At 65.8% G+C, this 15,849-nt stretch carries 16 protein-coding genes; 6 read left to right on the forward strand and 10 right to left on the reverse strand.

Translation table 11 applies throughout. The annotated features are described in order from the left end of the window. Positions 1 to 104: 104 nt before the first annotated feature. The 4 genes from ABZ293_RS10890 to ABZ293_RS10905 all read left to right on the forward strand — a co-directional run bounded on the left by ABZ293_RS10890 (position 105) and on the right by ABZ293_RS10905 (position 4,724). Entirely contained in the window at positions 105 to 974 is an 870-nt protein-coding gene (locus ABZ293_RS10890; protein ID WP_355179417.1) for a 3-hydroxybutyryl-CoA dehydrogenase, read from the forward strand. A 348-nt stretch (positions 975 to 1,322) separates the two neighbouring features. After that, positions 1,323 to 3,629 carry a 5-methyltetrahydropteroyltriglutamate--homocysteine S-methyltransferase gene (metE, locus tag ABZ293_RS10895; RefSeq protein ID WP_355179419.1) on the forward strand — a complete coding sequence of 769 codons (2,307 nt, stop codon included), beginning with the start codon at positions 1,323 to 1,325 and terminating at the stop codon, positions 3,627 to 3,629. 109 nt (positions 3,630 to 3,738) lie between these two features. After that, complete coding sequence (locus ABZ293_RS10900) at positions 3,739 to 4,158, forward strand: VOC family protein (RefSeq protein WP_354956839.1); 420 nt, start codon at positions 3,739 to 3,741, stop codon at positions 4,156 to 4,158. Then, entirely contained in the window at positions 4,158 to 4,724 is a 567-nt protein-coding gene (locus tag ABZ293_RS10905) for a TetR/AcrR family transcriptional regulator (protein ID WP_354956841.1), read from the forward strand. The genes ABZ293_RS10900 and ABZ293_RS10905 overlap by 1 nt, the downstream gene beginning before the upstream one ends. Positions 4,725 to 4,999: 275 nt before the next feature. Here ABZ293_RS10905 and ABZ293_RS10910 read toward each other — a convergent pair whose 3' ends face one another. Then, entirely contained in the window at positions 5,000 to 5,731 is a 732-nt protein-coding gene (locus tag ABZ293_RS10910) for a ZIP family metal transporter (protein ID WP_355179421.1), read from the reverse strand. Between the two features lie 216 nt (positions 5,732 to 5,947). After that, positions 5,948 to 6,523, reverse strand: coding sequence for a TetR/AcrR family transcriptional regulator (locus ABZ293_RS10915; RefSeq protein WP_355179423.1), 576 nt, complete (start codon positions 6,521 to 6,523; stop codon positions 5,948 to 5,950). A gap of 124 nt (positions 6,524 to 6,647) precedes the next feature. Here ABZ293_RS10915 and ABZ293_RS10920 point away from each other — a divergent pair, with 124 nt between their 5' ends. Further along, positions 6,648 to 7,937: a condensation domain-containing protein gene (locus tag ABZ293_RS10920; RefSeq protein ID WP_355179425.1), complete on the forward strand. Its 1,290-nt coding sequence runs from the start codon at positions 6,648 to 6,650 to the stop codon at positions 7,935 to 7,937. A gap of 7 nt (positions 7,938 to 7,944) precedes the next feature. Here ABZ293_RS10920 and ABZ293_RS10925 read toward each other — a convergent pair whose 3' ends face one another. Together ABZ293_RS10925 and ABZ293_RS10930 are read right to left on the reverse strand one after the other, a co-directional pair. After that, positions 7,945 to 9,150 (reverse strand): AI-2E family transporter, encoded by a 1,206-nt coding sequence (locus ABZ293_RS10925; protein ID WP_355179427.1) that lies wholly within the window; start codon positions 9,148 to 9,150, stop codon positions 7,945 to 7,947. Between the two features lie 107 nt (positions 9,151 to 9,257). Further along, on the reverse strand, positions 9,258 to 10,310 hold the full coding sequence (locus ABZ293_RS10930; RefSeq protein ID WP_355179429.1) for an NAD(P)-dependent alcohol dehydrogenase: 1,053 nt from the start codon (positions 10,308 to 10,310) through the stop codon (positions 9,258 to 9,260). 107 nt (positions 10,311 to 10,417) lie between these two features. Here ABZ293_RS10930 and ABZ293_RS10935 point away from each other — a divergent pair, with 107 nt between their 5' ends. Beyond that, a complete protein-coding gene (locus tag ABZ293_RS10935; RefSeq protein WP_355179431.1) occupies positions 10,418 to 11,539 on the forward strand; it encodes a trypsin-like peptidase domain-containing protein in 1,122 nt (373 codons plus the stop codon). Positions 11,540 to 11,545: 6 nt separating this feature from the next. Here ABZ293_RS10935 and ABZ293_RS10940 read toward each other — a convergent pair whose 3' ends face one another. The 6 genes from ABZ293_RS10940 to ABZ293_RS10965 all read right to left on the reverse strand — a co-directional run bounded on the left by ABZ293_RS10940 (position 11,546) and on the right by ABZ293_RS10965 (position 15,653). After that, positions 11,546 to 12,112, reverse strand: a complete 567-nt coding sequence (locus ABZ293_RS10940) for a vitamin K epoxide reductase family protein (protein WP_355179433.1) — start codon at positions 12,110 to 12,112, stop codon at positions 11,546 to 11,548. Then, on the reverse strand, positions 12,109 to 12,888 hold the full coding sequence (locus tag ABZ293_RS10945; RefSeq protein WP_355179435.1) for a thioredoxin domain-containing protein: 780 nt from the start codon (positions 12,886 to 12,888) through the stop codon (positions 12,109 to 12,111). The genes ABZ293_RS10940 and ABZ293_RS10945 overlap by 4 nt, the downstream gene beginning before the upstream one ends. A 145-nt stretch (positions 12,889 to 13,033) precedes the next feature. Next, the gene (locus ABZ293_RS10950; protein ID WP_355179437.1) at positions 13,034 to 13,879 is read right to left on the reverse strand and encodes a polyphosphate kinase 2 family protein; all 846 of its coding nucleotides are present in this window, start codon (positions 13,877 to 13,879) and stop codon (positions 13,034 to 13,036) included. A 20-nt stretch (positions 13,880 to 13,899) separates the two neighbouring features. Further along, positions 13,900 to 14,595 (reverse strand): ESX secretion-associated protein EspG, encoded by a 696-nt coding sequence (locus ABZ293_RS10955; RefSeq protein ID WP_355179439.1) that lies wholly within the window; start codon positions 14,593 to 14,595, stop codon positions 13,900 to 13,902. Continuing rightward, the gene (locus tag ABZ293_RS10960) at positions 14,592 to 15,260 is read right to left on the reverse strand and encodes a hypothetical protein (protein WP_355179441.1); all 669 of its coding nucleotides are present in this window, start codon (positions 15,258 to 15,260) and stop codon (positions 14,592 to 14,594) included. The genes ABZ293_RS10955 and ABZ293_RS10960 overlap by 4 nt, the downstream gene beginning before the upstream one ends. A gap of 3 nt (positions 15,261 to 15,263) precedes the next feature. Then, on the reverse strand, positions 15,264 to 15,653 hold the full coding sequence (locus ABZ293_RS10965) for a hypothetical protein (RefSeq protein WP_355179443.1): 390 nt from the start codon (positions 15,651 to 15,653) through the stop codon (positions 15,264 to 15,266). Positions 15,654 to 15,849 lie beyond the last annotated feature (196 nt).

Raw genomic sequence — 15,849 nt, forward strand, 5'->3', positions numbered from 1 at the left:
CGGGGAGGGCATCCCTATACCTTGGACCATCGAAGGCCGCTCATACCCGAGCGTCCTTCGCCACCAGCCACCCGACAGCCAGACAAAAACAGCAGGAGCGGGACGTGAGCAGCGAGAAGATTCAGCGCGTCGGCATCATCGGTGCCGGACAGATGGGTGCGGGAATCGCGGAGGTGTGTGCCAGGGCGCATATCGACGTGCTCGTCTACGAGCAGACTCGGGAACTAGCCGCGGCGGGCCGCGCTCGCATCCTGCGTTCGCTGGACCGTGGCGTGAGCAGCGGCAAGATCACCGAGCGCGAACGCGAACAGGCCGCGTGGCGGCTGCGGTTCACCTCCGACCTCGGCGATTTCGCCGACCGCCAGCTGGTGGTCGAGGCGGTGCTCGAGGACGAGAAGGTGAAGACCGCGATCTTCGCCGAACTCGACAAGGTCGTCACCGATCCGGACGCGGTGCTGGCCTCCAACACCTCCTCCATCCCGATCATGAAGATCGCGGTTGCCACCGCCAATCCGGAGCGCGTGGTCGGCATGCACTTCTTCAACCCGGTGCCGGTGCTGCCGCTGGTCGAGCTGGTCACCACGCTGAAGACCAGCGCGGCGGTGTCCGCGCGCGCCGAGGCCTTCGCCAGCGATGTGCTCGGCAAGCAGGTCGTGCGCTCGGCCGACCGCTCCGGCTTCGTGGTGAACGCGCTGCTGGTGCCGTACCTGCTCTCGGCCATCCGGATGGTCGAATCCGGCTTCGCCACCAAGGAAGACGTCGACAAGGCGATGGTGCTCGGCTGCGCCCACCCGATGGGGCCGCTGGCACTGACCGACCTGGTCGGCCTCGACACCGTGAAGTCCATTGCCGACTCCATGTACCAGGAGTTCAAGGAGCCGCTGTACTCGGCGCCGCCGCTGCTGATGCGCATGGTCGAGGCCGGACTGCTCGGCAAGAAGACCGGCGCGGGCTTCTACCAGTACAAGGTTTGAGTTGATGGGCATTCGCGGCTGTGTTTTTTGATGTGCCGCGCCGCGTGCTCGCGGCTCCCAAGGCTCGTTTCCGAGCATTCGAGACTCGCGCCTGCGGCGCCTGCGCTTCGAGTGCTCGGAAACGGGCCGGCCGCGAATGTCGCTCGTAAGACTCGCTCCATGGTGGTACTCGAATGCGGAGGATCACCCGGCTCCCTGGTTCAGCGGAGCCAAGGCAATATGCGGCATAAGCTGCAAGAAGTGCCGGGTCGCGACCAGCGGCTCGGCTTTGAACACCGAGAGCGCAGCGCTGCTGCGGGGTCTGGGTCGAGGACTCCGCGCAGGTGATCGAAAGGGAGTACCCCGCTCATGGTCAACGTTCAGGATGGTTACGGGTCGAGCATTCTCGGTTACCCGAGGATCGGGCCGCATCGGGAACTCAAGCGGGCGCTCGAGGGCTACTGGCACGGCGGGATCTCCCGTGACGAGTTGCTCGCGGTCGGGCGCGATATCCAGGAGCGGCAGTACAACGGTCTCGCCGCCACCGGTCTGACCCAGGTGCCGGGCAATACCTTCTCCTTCTACGACCACATTCTCGACAATGCGCTGCTGTTCGGTGCGGTGCCCGCGCGGTTCAAGCCGTTCCAGGACGAATTGCACCCGCTGGACTTCTACTTCCTGATGGCGCGCGGCCGCCCGGATCTGCCGCCGCTGGAGCTGGTGCGGTTGTTCGGCACCAACTACCACTACCGCCAGCCGGAACTCGATGAGAACACCGAATTCTCGCTGCACCCGGAGGCTTTGCTCGACGAATGGGACCGCGCGAAGGCTCGCGATATCGAGCTGCGCCCGGTGGTCGTTGGTCCGGTGTCGCTGCTGCTGCTGTCCAAGGCGGGCCATATCCCCGGTGAGGCAGGTGGTTTCGACACGCTGAGCCTGCTCGACAAGCTGCTTCCGGTGTACGAGGAGCTGTTCGAGATCCTCGCCAAGCGCGGGTCCACCTGTGTGCAGCTGGACGAGCCGTGCTTCACCAGTGAGCGCACCCCGGCCGAGCTGGCTGCTTTCGAGCGGGCCTACCAACGGCTTTCGACGGCGGCGCTGCGTCCGCGCATGCTGGTCACCGGGCAGTACGGCGATTTCGGTGAGGCGCTGCGGATTCTGGCCGAGACCAATGTCGAGGCCATCGGACTGGATCTGGCCAGCTATCGGATCCAGCCCGAAGAGCTCGCCGCGGTTCCCGGCATTCGGCGCAAGCGCCTGTACGCGGGCGTGATCAGCGGCCTCAATGTCTGGCGCGCGGATCGCTACGTGACGCTGGAATACCTCAACGAGCTGGCCGAGGTGTGCCCCGATCTGGTGGTGTCCACCGGTACGACGCTGCTGCACGTGCCCTATGACGTGCTCGCCGAATACGACATCGAGGGCCATGTCGCCGACCGCCTCGCCTTCGCGCAGCAGAAGGTGGGCGAGGTGGTTTCGCTGGCCAAGGCGCTCACCGAGGGGCCGTCGGACAAGTGGCGCAAACGGCCGACCGAGGTGCACTTCAAGCAGAAACACGCGGTGCGGCAACGGGTTTACGCGATCACACCCGATATGCGGACCCGCGAACCCTACGAGGTGCGTCGCGAAGCCCAGCAGCGCAAGCTGAATCTGCCGCTGGTGCCCGCGACCACACTGGGTTCGTTCCCACAGACCGCCAGGATCCGCCAGGCCCGCTACGACCTCGGCCAGGGCAAACTGTCCTACGACGAATACCGCAAGAAGATCGAGGCCGAAATCGAGGCCACGATCCGCCTGCAGGAGGACATCGGGCTCGATGTGCTGGTGCACGGCGAACACGAGCGCAATGACATGATCCAGTACTTCGCCGAGCTGCTCGACGGCTTCGCGACCACGCACTTCGGTTGGGTGCAGGTGTACGGATCGCGTTGTGTGCGACCGCCGATCATCTACGGCGATGTCTCGCGGCCCGCGCCGATGTCGGTCGAGTGGATCAGCTACGCCCAGTCGCTGACCGATCGGCCGGTCAAGGGCATGGTCACCGGTCCGGTCACCATGATCGCCCGCTCGTTCGTGCGCCAGGACCAGCCGCTCTTCGAAACGGCCGACCAGGTCGCGCTGGCCATTCGCGATGAGGTCGTCGATCTCGAACGTGCCGGCATTTCGATCATCCAGGTCGACGAGCCCGCCATTCGCGAGCTGCTACCCATGCGCCCGGCGGGGCGCGCCGAATACCTGCGCTGGGCGGTCGCGGCATTCCGCTTGGCCACCTCCGGAGTCAGGCCGGAGACCCAGATCCACACGCATATCGGCTATTCCGGGCGCACCGAGGTGGTCGATGCGATCGAGGAACTCGATGCCGATGTCACCGCGATCGTGGCCACCCGCTCGATCGAATGGGTGCTGAAGGCGCTCAAGGAGGACTCCGCCTCGGGCCACGGCCTGAGCCACGGTGTCGGTCCCGGTGTCTACGAAAGCCGTTCGGCGCGCATTCCCGACATCGACGAGCTCGACGAATTGCTCACCGCCGCAGCCGCAGCCGTGACGCCGGAACGGCTGTGGGCGAATCCGGACGGCGGTTTGAAGACCCGCCACTACTGGCAGCTGGAGCCCTCGCTGCGCAATATGGTCGCGGCGGCGCGCCGGGTCAGGCGACGGGCGGCCGAGGCGGAGTAGCACCGAAGAAGAAGGCCGCCTTCATATCTCGCGATATGGAGGCGGCTTTTCGCTGGGCGTGATCGACGACATATTCAAATCGGTACGGTTCGTACCGTATCTTTGAGGTATGGCTGATCAGGCTTGGCCCGAGTCGTTGCCGGTGGCGCAGGTTCGTATTGCCCGGCCCACCGATCGGCTGGCGGAGGTCGTGCGGTTCTACGTCGAGGGGTTAGGACTGCGCGAGCTCTACCGATTCGAAAACCACGCGGGCTATGACGGAGTAATGCTCGGACTGCCCGGGACCGGATATCACCTGGAGTTCACCACGCATGTGGACGGCAGTCCCGGCACGGCGCCCAGTGCGGAAAACCTACTGGTGCTGTACTTCTCGAACGAATCGCAGATGTTCGACGTGGCACAGCGACTCGGCGAATTCGGGGTGCAGCCCGTCCCCGCGGAGAATCCGTACTGGGCCGCCAATGGCGGCTTGACCTTCCCCGATCCGGATGGTTGGCGCGTTGTACTGATGCCACGTCCGGTGTTCTGATGCCCGGCCGCGCCCGCGAAGACCGAATCGATATCGCGATCCTCGCGGCGGCCCGAGAGCTATTGGACGAGAACGGCTATGCCGAACTGTCCATCGGCAGGGTAGCGTCCAGGGCCGGTCTGCACCGGCCCGCGATCTACCGCCGCTGGCCATCGAAACGACACCTGGTTGTCGATGTCGTGGCCGACCTGCTGGGACTGCAACCAACGCCCGATACCGGTGACCTGCGCGCCGACCTGACCATCGCAGTGCGGAATCTGGTTGCGGCACTGCGCGATACCTCACTGAGCCACGTATTGCCCGCGCTGGTGGCCGATCTCGCCAATGACCCGGACCTACGCGCGCATTTCCTGGCCACGGTCTTCGAACCGCGCAGACATACCACCGCTATCGCACTGCGATCAGCGATCCGCCGTGGCGAGATCGATCCGAACACCGACCTGGATTTCGTCCTGGACGCCCTCGTCGCCCCGATCTACTACCGAGCCCTCTTCGGTCACCTACCGCTGACCGACCACCTCGCCGACCAATCGGTCGACGCCGTGCTCCGCGTGCTGGCCCACTGATTGCTGCCCCACCGCGGCGTGCGGGATGAACCGCCCGGTTCCCGATGTTGATCCGGTGATTCGATGCCATCGACCGTGATCCCGGACGGCTGCTCGGCGGCCCGAGACCATCGGCCGCGAGCATTGCCGACGAACTCGGCGCGCTATCCGCTGCCGCCTCGGTCTGGCTGCCGGTACCGGCTCCCGCATTCGCCGACGCGATGAGTTGGCTCGCCCATGAGGTGCTGCCACAACTCGAAAGGCGTTGATCCCGTGGCGCGTTCGACGCGAGGGGTTCAGTGGCTCAGGGCGGCGACCGCGAGCATGAAGGTGGCGCCGGTGACGGTGCAGGCGAGGGTCAGGCGGGAGGGGTGTTCGGCGTGTGCTTCGGGGAGGATATCGGCGGTGGCCAGGTAGAGCAGGAAACCGGCGAAGTAGCCGAGGTAGAGGCCGACGGTTTCGGCGGGAAGACGGATGATGGTGCCGATTACCGCGCCGACGACCGGTGCGATCGCATCCAGGGCGAGCAGGGTGATGGCGCGCTTGCGGGCACTGCCGTAGAGGGTGGTGATGGTGAAAGTGTTGAAGCCGTCGGCGAAGTCGTGACAGATGACGGCGATGGCGACCGCGACGCCGACGGTGGCCCCGGCCTGGAAGCCCAGACCGATGCCGAGGCCGTCGAGGGTGCTGTGGAAGATCAGCCCGGCCGCTGCGAGTAGTCCGACGGATTCGAAACCGTGCTTGTGCGCACCGAATTCGCGTTCGTGACCGGTATGGATGGCGACCGCGCGTTCGATCACGTGGATGGTCACGAAGCCGACCACAGTGGCGATGAGCGCCGGCGGAACCCCGAGTGCGCTGTGCCCCTGCTGCGCCAATGCCTCGGGCAGCAGGTCGAAGAAGACAACCCCCAACATGACGCCCGCCGCCAACCCGAGCACCAGATGTCTGCGGTCGCCGATCCGCACCGCCACCAGCCCGCCGACCAGCGTCGAGCACATCGAAACCAGCGCAAGCAGAATCGCCATCGGTCCAGCATCTGCCACCGGTCCGCAGCACAATGCGATATCCGCCCTGCGTGTTCGCGAGGTGCGAGCCTGTGGTCTGGGCATTACGTTCGCCGAGCGTGCGCGTGCGGCTGGGGCATTGCATTCGCCGAGCGTGCGCGGGCCGTAGGACATCACGTTTCGCCCGTCATTCGCCTGCGGCCAGGGTGTTCACGCTCGTAAGGCATTCGCCTGTGGCTACGGTGCGGGCCGTGGCCGAGTCGGGGGCAGAAACGCGGCGATCGCGCGCAGTCCGGTGGTGATATCGGCAGCGGTGGGAGCGTGATCGGGGTCCACCAGATGTTGGACCAGCAGGCCGCCGATCATGGTCTGCAGGACATCGCCGATTCGAGAGTCCGGCTCGACCGGGCCGAACAGTTCGGCGAGTCCGGTGCGCGCCGCGGCCTGCGCGGAGCCGAACTCGGCGCGCAGTTCGGGGGAGTGCAGCGCCTGGGCAAGGCTTTCCACATTGGCCGACCACAGCGCGGGATTCTCGGTGAACGAAGTGATCAGCCGCGTGAGGAAATCGTGCAGGCGGGCGGCCGGATCGGCGCCGGCGCGGTCGGACAGCGACTCGAGTATCTGCTGCACCGCCGCCGCGCTCGACTCCATCATCGCCTGATTGAGCAGCTTGTCGCGGGTGCCGAAGTGGTAGTTGATGGCGGCCAGGTTGCTGCCGGACGCGGCCACGATATCGCGCACGGTGGTGCGCGCGTAACCGCGTTCGGCCAGGCATTGCTTGGCCGCGGCGAGCAGATCTTCTCGGGTTCCCACAGCCGCACCCTATCAGTCCGGCATACACCTGTTTGTGACGAATGTTTCAAACGTGCGTCTGTGACAAGCGTTTGAAACAGCTGTATGTTGAGGACACCGCCCGCTCCGACACAGGAGGTACGAGATGACCACGCAGCGACCGATTTCCCCCTTCGAGCTGACCTACTTCGACTCCGCCAGCAGGCTCGGCAGCGTGCCGACCGGCGATATGCCGTTGTTCATCGGCTCCACCGTGCACGGTTCGCTCGATATCGAAATCCTGCGTCGGGTACTCGATGAACTGTCGGCCGCACATCCGCTGCTGCGCAGTAGGCCGGTGGCCGACGCGGAGAATGTGCTGCACTTCGTTCGAGACGACGCATACCGACCGCGCCTCGAGGTCGCCGATGGCGGCGAAGCCGAATATCTGAATCTGGTGAACGGGCCACGGGATTGGCGCGACGGCCTGTTCCGCGCCCATCTGCTGCGCGACCGCGATCGTGATCAGATCGTCCTGGTCGTTCATCACGGCATCTCCGACGGCAGATCGGCTTTCGCACTGCTCGAGCAGATGTGGCAGCGCTACACCGCGCACGCGACGGAGACCGCACTGCCGCAATCGGATTCGGACCAGGGACTGCCCGAGGCGATCGATGACCGACTCGGCGAGGTCATCTCGGACACGGAGGTCGCCGATTGGCTCGACCAGCTCCGGTCCGGTGCCGCGACCATGGGGCCGGAATCCGCCCCGCGCACCCTGCCGGAAGACGGCAGCCGTGTCGATCCGCTCGGTCGTTTCGCGGTACAGCGCATCGAACTGGACGCCGAGGAAACCCGGGTGCTCATCGATACGGCTCGCGCACACGGCCTTTCGGTCAACAGCCTGCTCGGTGGCGCGGGCCTGATCGCATTCCGCTCCCAGCTCGAGCCGGCTACCGGCCCGCTGCCGATGTTCTGCGGGCATGCCGTTGATGTGCGGTCCGAGGTGGATCTGCCCGCGAGCACCATGCTCAACTGCGCCTCGGGCGTGGGCACCCCCGCGCTGGTCTCGCACGATTCGAGCCCGATCGAGGTCGCGCACCAGGTGGCTGCGGGTATGCGCGCCGCCACCGAGCGGCGCGAAGCGGCGGTCTTCCTACTCGCGGCGCAACGCGTACCGGACGAGCCGACCGCCGCGATCCTATCCGCGGCACCGACCCTCGCCATCTCCAATATCGGCCGCCTGCCCGCACATTCGACCCCCGATGGCATCCGGATCATTCGCGACGATGTGTATGCGATGGGCCCCGGTATGCCACCCAAGCTGACCATATTCACGGTCGGTGAACGGCTCACGATTCAGGTCGAATACGACACCGCACAGCACAACCGAGCGCAGCTGGGCAAGATCGGTCTGGCGCTGATCGACGCACTCCAGGGCATCGGCGGCGCATAGCCGGGTGCTATCCGGTCGGCGGCCGCCTGCTGCCGGAAAAACGAATGGTCCACTGTCGGGTCCACTTTCGTTGCTTCTTCGGCGGCCGCTCGGTCTTATCGGCGTCGGTATCCGCTTCGACGTCGTAGCGACGGATATAGGCGCCAGCGAACGCCTGCACCGTCGCGGTGACCGGAATCGCCAGCAGTGCACCGGTCGGCCCGAGGATCGCGGCACCCGCGATGACCGCGCCGAATGCGACGGCCGGATGCATATCCAACGTGGTCGCGGTGATTCTCGGCTGCAGGACATAGTTTTCGAACTGCTGGTACACCACAATGAAGCCCAGAATCCACAGCGCGCTGGATGGGTTGTGTACCAGCGCGACGAGCACCGGCAGCGCACCGGCGAGGTAGGTGCCGACGGTCGGGATGAACTGCGAGACAACGCCGACCCACAGTGCGAGCGCGAATGCGGACGGCACATCGAGCACGCGCAGTGCGACATAGTGCGCGATCGTGGAGCACAGCGCGAGCAGCGCGCGCGAATAGATGTAGCCACCGGTCTTTTCGACGGCGATATCCCAGGCACGCAATACATGTCGCTGGCGGTTCGGCGGCAGCAGTGAGCTGACCGCATTGCGGAATCGCGGTCCGTCGGCGGCGAAGTAGTAGGTGAACAGCAGCACACCGAGGGCCTGGAAGATCGCACCGATCGCAGCGGTGCCGACGCCCCAGGCATTGCCGGCCAGCCCGACCAGATAGCGGTCGATGGTGGAACTCCACTCACCGAGATACTTCTGGATATCGGCGCTGGACAGATGGGTTTTGAAGGTGCGATTGACCCAGTCGATGGCCTGATCCGCATTATTGGGCGCGTTCTTGACCAACGTGGTGACCTGATCGATGAGCAGCGCGCCGAGCGTCCACACGAATGCGACAGTGGCCGCGGTCAGCAGCAGGAAGACCAACCCGGTCGCCAGCCCGCGCCGCACTCCGCGCGCGGCAAGCCAATTCACCGCGGGCTCGATGGCGAACGCCAGGAACAGCGAAACCAGCAGAACCAGCAGAAATCCCTGCAACTTCTGCAGCACCCAGAAGCCGAATACCAGCCCGGCCACCGTCGCCGCGGCCAGCAGGAAGGCCCGCAACAGCCATGGCGGCGGCCCCGCCGTCACATCGGCGGTAACCACTGCCGTTTCGGCGGGCGGCGTTCGATCTTCATCCGCAGACACACCGCCAAGCTACTGAACCGAACACGGATTCGCGCAACGACATGCGCGCGTCCGCCGCACGACTCGACTCGGCCGCGTGCACCGAATGTGCCCCCGAAGTGTCGGTATCAGATCGTCGACGCGTCGATCACGAACCGGTACCGCACATCACTGGCGACAACCCGGTCGTACGCGCCGTCGATCTCATCGGCCGAGATCAGTTCGATCTCCGCGCCGATCCCGTGATCGGCGCAGAAGTTCAGCATCTCCTGGGTCTGCGCGATGCCGCCGATCATTGAGCCCGCCAGCGCGCGACGGTACCCGGCGATGGTGAAAGGTCTGACGCTCATAGGGTTTTCGGGCATGCCGAGGATCACCAAGGTGCCGTCCAGTTTCAGCAGCCGCAGGTAGTTGTCGATCGGCAGGTCGGCCGAGACGGTATTGAGGATGAGGTCGAATCGGTTGCGCAGATCGCGGAAGGTCTGCTTGTCACCGGTCGCGTAGTAGTGCTGCGCGCCGAAGCGCTTGCCGTCGTCCTGCTTGCTGAGCGAATGGCTCAGCACGGTGACCTCGGCCCCCATTGCCGCGGCGATCTTCACCCCGACGTGTCCGAGTCCGCCCATGCCGATGATCGCGACCTGCTTGCCCGGTCCCGCGTGCCAGTGCCGCAGCGGGGAGAACACCGTGATACCCGCGCACAGCAGCGGCGCCGCCACATCGAGTCCGATGCTCTCCGGAATGGACAGCACGAAGTTCTCGGTCACCACGACCCGGGTCGAGTAGCCGCCCAAGGTGTGACCGCCGGGCTGAACGGACGGGTCCACCGGGGTGTTGTAGGTCATGGTGGCACCGTTATCGCAGTACTGCTCTTCATTGGCCAGACATGGACCGCAGACGCCGCAGGAGTCGACCATGCATCCGACACCGACCCGGTCGCCGACCCGATGCCTGGTCACCTCGGAGCCGACCGCGGCGACAATGCCCGCGATCTCATGGCCGGGGACGCAGGGATACTTCGTCCTACCCCATTCGTCGCGGGCGGTGTGGATATCGGAGTGGCAGATGCCCGCGTACGCGACATCTATCAGCACATCGCGCGGCCCGAGCTCGCGCCGCTCGATGACGAGCCGCTCGAACGGCCCCTCGGGCGCGGACATCGCATACGCGGCAGCAACGCTCATGCGTACATGCCTACCGTCGCATGCGCAGGTTTGCCAAACGCAGCGCCTGTTGGACATCTCCTGGCCACAATGGAACTGGTCAAAGGCCCAGCCGGAGGCGGAAGACGATGGACGACGAACGGCACCGCGTGCCCGAGGGGCAGCGCGTCAGCGGCGGCGGGCGCGCGCTCGCGCTGTTGTTCGCCGTCGTGCTCGCGGTCGCGGCCTTCTTCGGCTGCCGCGGTGAGCTGTCGGAATGGACCTGGCCGTCCGGCGCGGACGACTCCGCATCCGCCCTGCTCGAACCGCTGCCACCGCTGGATCCGGCAGCGGTTGCGCAGGCCGTGCAACCGGCACTGGTGAATATCAGCACCTCCTCGCGCCCGTTCGGGCTCGGTGCGGCTGGATCCGGAATCGTGCTCACCACCGATGGCCAGGTGCTGACCAGCCATCACGTGGTGAAGGGCGCCGATACGGTGACCGTCACCGATGTCGGCAACGGCACCGTCTACGACGCGAGGGTGCTCGGCTACGACTCCAGCGCGGATATCGCGCTGCTGGAACTGTCGGGCGCGGCCGACCTGATGATCGCGCGCGTCGGCAATTCCGCCGATCTGCGCATGCACGAGCAGGTGCTGGCCATTGGAAATGCGGGCGGCACCGGCGGCACCCCGACCTCGGTCCAGGGCGATATCACCGATCTGAGCAGCACGATCGTCGCGCTCAACACCTCGGATCTGACCCGCAAGTCGCTGACCGGAATGGTCGAGATCGCCGCGCCCGTCACTGCGGGACAGTCCGGTGGTGCGCTCGCCGATCCCGGCGGCACGGTGGTCGGCGTCATCACCGCCGCATCGGGGGAGACCGCGCGTGAGGTCGGACGCACACCGAACGGCTACGCGGTGCCGATCGATACGGCCATGCGGGTGGTGGACCAGATTCGTTCCGGCACGCCCACCGAGACGGTGCACATCGGGCCGACGGCGACGCTCGGCGTGCTGATCTCGGATGCGAAACCCAATGGGGCACGGGTCGATGTCGCGCTGTACGGCTTACCGGCATATGCGGCAGGACTCATCGACGGGGATGTGATCACCTCGATCGACGGCCGTGACATCACCAATGCGAAGGCGTTACGGGCCGCCATCAATGTGCACAAGCCGTATGACACCGTGCTGCTCGGCGTCACCGGTGTGGGTGGTGCGCAGCGGACGGTCAGCGTGGTGCTCGCGCTGGGCACACCGAACTGATCTCGCCTAGACCAGCGACAGCCAGTAATCCTGGAACTTCAGGAAGACCAGCAGCAGCACCACCGCGTAGAACAGCGCCACAAAAGTCCAGCGCCATTCGACAACCACCCCGAGCGGGCCGCGCGAACCACCCCACACCTGTTCGGTCGCCACCGCCAGCAGCGGGGTGATGATCGCCCACACCACCATGCAGTACGGGCACAGCGCGCCGATCCGGTACAGGCTCTGGAAGATCAGCCAGCAGATGAAGATCGTGCCGAGCACGGTCCCCACCCACAGCCCGCCCCAGATCCAGCGCGGAAAGCGCACCCCGGAGACGGCGAGTACCGCGAGGGTGACCACCACCGAGAAGCCGACGATGCCGATGATCGGATTGGGGAATCCGAACCGGGCGGCCTGCTCGGTGGTCATCACATTCCCGCAGGACAGGACCGGATTGATGCTGCACGAGGGGGTGTAGCCGGGATCGGTGAACAGCTTGAACCGCTCGATGGTCAGGGTGACCGAGGCGAGCCAGCCAGCCAGCCCGCCGATCAGCAGCACCCAGGCGGATCTGGCGGAGGTGTCGTTCACTGGCCGGCTGCGGCGGCGATCGCGGGTGCGAGGCCACCGAGGTTCATCAGCTCTTGGCTGGACTGGATCTGCTTGCCATTGACGAAGACCGACGGGGTCGACTGGATTCCGCTCTTCAGCACATCGTTGGTCTTGGCCTCGATGTACTTGTTGTAGCTGTTGTCCTTGATGCACTGCGCTACCGATGCATCGGTGTAGCCAGCGCCCGTCGCGATCTCGATCAGCTGATCGTCGGTCAGACCGGTGCCACCCTCGGCGGGCTGCTTTTCGAACATGGTGGTCAGCCAGCCGAGGTACTTCGACGGATCCGTCTGGGCAACGCAGTAGGACGCATTGGCCGCGCGTGAGGAGTACTTGGTGGTGGAGGCCTTGTCGAGGAAGGAGATCACGTTGTACTCGACGACGGCGGTGCCTTTGTCGACGGCGTCCTTGATCACCTGAGAATTGGCCGCCTCGAAGGCCTTGCAGGCCGGGCACTGCAGGTCGGCGACGACGCGGATGGTGACCTTCGCATCCGGCTTGCCGATGCGGATCGCGCCGTTATCGGTGATCGTCGCGGTGCCGCCGTTGAGCAGTTGGGCGGCGGTGGCTGCGATGGACGGGGTGGCGCCCAAATCGTTCTTCTTGGAGTTCTTCACCGCGATACCGATGCCGATCGCGGCGATGAGCCCGATCAGCACGACGGCCACACCCACCTGGATGAGGATCTTGCGGTTGCGGTCGGCGCGCTCCGCCGCCAAGAGCGGATTCTTCTTACCACCCGGTTTATTGCTCACCGTGCGTTCACCACGCCTTTCGCTTGCCTGCCGGTTCTCTGCCGCCACGATGGTAGATCCGGAACTCACCCAAGGCGTGGACGGGCACGGCCCACATCATCCGTGGTCAACCTGAGAGGAACCTTGGCCCCGGCAGAACGTGTGCTCAGGCTTGTTCGAGGCGCAGCTGCTGCTCCTGGACATCGAATAGCGCCGGTGGCCAGTCGAGCTTGAGCCGGTCCAGTGCATCGATGAGCAATTCGGTGACCGCGAGGCGGGAGAACCATTTGCGGTCGGCCGGGATGACGTGCCAGGGGGCGTATTCGGTCGAGGTGCGGTCCAGCATCACCTGGTAGGCCTCTTGGTAGGCGGGCCAGTAGCCGCGCTCATCGATATCTGCGGGGTTGAACTTCCAGTACTTGTCCGGTCGCTCCAGGCGTTCGCGCAGCCGCTCCTTCTGCACATCGAGGGAGACGAACATGGCGACCTTGACCAGCGTGGTGCCCTCGTCGAGCAGTTCCCGCTCGAAGGCGTTGATCTCGTCGTAGCGCGGCTCCCAGACCTCCGGCGGCACCAGGTTGTGCACCCGTACGACCAGCACGTCCTCATAGTGCGAGCGGTCGAAGACGCCGAGCTGTCCGCCGCGCGGCAGTGCCTTGCGGATACGCCAGAGGTAATGGTGGCGCTTCTCTTCCTCGGTCGGCACCCCGAATGAGGCATGGTCGACGCCCTGGGGATCCACCGAACCGATCACGTGGCGGACGATGCCGCCCTTGCCCGCGGTATCCATGCCCTGCAGTACGAGCAGCACACTGCGGGTATCGCCGGTACGGCCGCTGGCGAAGAGCTTTTCCTGCAGATCTCCCAGCACGGCGGTGCGTTCGGTCAGCAGTTCCAGGCCCTGTGCCTTATCGCCCTTGTATCCGGGCGTGCCGGAGGTGTCGAGATCAGCGATGCGTAAACCGTCGGCCCGCAGGGCCTCGATGGGCGGCAGAGACCATTTCTTCGCCATTCGAATATCGTATGGCGCGCTCAGCGGATCTGGGCCAAGCGAAGCAATTGGTCGGCGAATTCCTCGTCCGTGACCGGGGCCAGGGCCAGATCGTGCGAGGTGGTGAGCAGATAGCGTCCGTCGCCGGTGAAGTCGAGCCAGCTGCGGTGGCGAGTGGGCGGCGACATCGGGTTCTCGGGTTCCACGGTCACGGTGATGAATCCGCGACCGTCCACCGGTTTTCGCAGGGTCTGGCGGAATCGGGCGGCGCGGCGATGGCCGTTGCTCGCGGCCGCGTCGCCGTCGGAGTTCAGCACCGCGTCCTGCGGTTCCCGCATCGGTGCCAGCTTGCCGGGCTCGGCCGAGCCGATGATCTCGATCAGCTGTTTGCCCAGGCTGCGGGCGTGGCACATGCGCACCGTCACCTTGTCGATATCGGCGACCAGGATGCCCGCGTGGTTGTGCACCACCGCGGCGAACACCAGGATTCGCTTGCCGCCCGATTCACCGGAGATGGTGATCGTGGTGGCATCGGTGCGCGCGCACAGCATCAGCGCGGCGGCCAGATCCGCGTCGGCCTGGCGGGCGAAGCGCTGATGCAGGCGCAGGGCGGTGTGCTCGGATTCGGTGCGGACCGTGGCGGCGGGCGCCAGATTGACCGGATAGGGTCGGCGGTCGAGGCTCGTTTCGCTTTCCCAGACATGCGTGAACTCGTCCGGGGTGAATATCCACTTCACCGTGCGCCGCCCCCACCGCCGGGGTTCGGCCGCGCGATCTGTGGACCGTTTGGTGGTGGGGTGAACCGGGGGACACGATCGCCGGAGGCGGGCATGGTCGGGGTGTAGACATAGGTCATCGTGTCCTGGACATCGGCCTGCGCCGTAGCAGCGGCCATGTCGTGGTCCATCCTGCGTTGTCCGCCGTGAATGGCTTCGGCGGCCGGATCTTCCAGTGCACGATACTGCGACGGCGGCGCAATCGCCGATCGGATGGCCTGTGCCGCATCGGAATTGAGTTCCATCAGGCGCTGCACCGCGCGGCAGACGTCATGGGTCTCGGCGCCAGCGCGGACGAATTCGCGGGTGGCGCGCAGAGCGGCGTCGGCCGAACGGCCGGTCCAGTGCGCGAATTCACGGTTGGTCGCATCGGAAAAGGCTTGAAACGCCTCGGCGACCGCGGTGGCATTGGCGCGCCAGGCATCGGCGATCCGGCCGAGCGCGACGGGATCGATGGCCTCGTGCACCAGATCCCAGATCTCCTGATGGGTATAGGCGCCGAACAGTTCGCGCTCGGCTGCGTAGGCGGGATCGGTTCCGCCGCTTGCCGATCCGGCGGAGTCGGCGAGGGCGCGCTGCTGGGCCCGGATGGCGTCGGCGGTGGCCTTGGTTGCGGAATCTGCCATGGCTCAGTGACTTCCGTCGCCGACCTGATCGCCCGACTCCAGGTAGTCGGTGATCAGTTGCAGTGCCGCGCGATTGGCGGCCTCGGCATCCTCGAATCGCTTGCCCGCGGCCAGATAGGCGGCCTTGTACAGCAGGGCGGTTTCCAGGAATGCGGTAATGGTGTCGAGGAATTGGGCGCCTTTGTCGGCGAAGCCCCTTGCCAGACCGCGTCCGGTCGGTAGGTCGGGAAAGCCGTTGACTTCGGTCACGAAATGTCCGTTGGCAGTGGCTTTTTGCAGATCGTCGACGAGTTTGTCGCATGCGGCGGCGAGGTTTTCGGCGACATCGGCCGCCAATTCGAAGGGTTCGCCGCCGCTGGTCCCGGTGGCGGCGGCGTATAGCTGTCTGGCCATCCGCTGCCCGGTATCAGGTACCGCCATCTGGGTCGCCCCCTATCGCTCGGTCCACCCACCGCACTCGGTCGGCACTTTACCGCTCGGTAGGGACCTGTGTACCGGGCTTGGCCCCGGCCGCGCGCCATTGTGATGTGGCGCACGATCTCCAATTACCCCGCCCCGCCGCGGTATCGGCCGTACGGGCCGCGAGGTG

The sequence above is a fragment of the Nocardia sp. NPDC005998 genome (assembly GCF_040614395.1).
GTDB lineage: Bacteria > Actinomycetota > Actinomycetes > Mycobacteriales > Mycobacteriaceae > Nocardia.